The organism is Luteimicrobium sp. DT211, assembly GCF_049844995.1.
GTDB lineage: Bacteria > Actinomycetota > Actinomycetes > Actinomycetales > Cellulomonadaceae > Luteimicrobium.
The window spans coordinates 1-503 of sequence record NZ_JBNCMC010000027.1 but is presented as its reverse complement, the minus strand read 5'-3'; the positions used below and the strand labels follow the sequence as shown (position 1 = coordinate 503).

1 protein-coding gene is annotated in these 503 nt (G+C 72.8%); it reads right to left on the bottom strand.

Annotated elements, in window-relative coordinates:
- The coding region (locus tag ACLQ14_RS19445; protein WP_425816105.1) for an HNH endonuclease signature motif containing protein at positions 1-361 on the bottom strand (361 nt) is incomplete at its 3' end.
- Positions 362-503 lie beyond the last annotated feature (142 nt).

The window sequence follows — 503 nt, the reverse complement described above, 5'->3', positions numbered from 1 at the left end:
GGCACAGGTGGGCGAGGTTCGTCGCGTCCGTGGTCCCGCCGGTCACGTACGCCGTGGTGTGGTCGACGTCGCAGCGGGCCGCGGCGCGGGAGCAGCCGGGGAACCGGCAGGTCCCGTCCCGAAGGCGCAGGTACGCGCGCAGGTCCGCCGGCACCGTGTAGGTCTCGCGCCCGAGCGCGAGCACGACACCGGTGTGCGGGTGCGTCAGCAGCCGCCGCAGCGACGGCGCCGCCGCGGTCAGGAGCGTCGCGGTGTGGTCGTCGATCGGACCGTACCCGTCCAGGTACGCGATGTCCGAGCTCAGGGCATCATCGAGGACGCGCAGCAGCGCAGCGCCCGGAGACGCAGCATCTTGGGGCAATGAAGTCGTCGACCGAGAACCCGGTGGTGCGGGCCGTGTGGCTGTCGCCGTGAAGCCGACACCGCCGCTGTCGTCGGGGTCGTCGTCCGCGGGTCCGTCACTGTTCCTGGTCAGGGTGCGCAGCAACGCCAGGACGGGGACG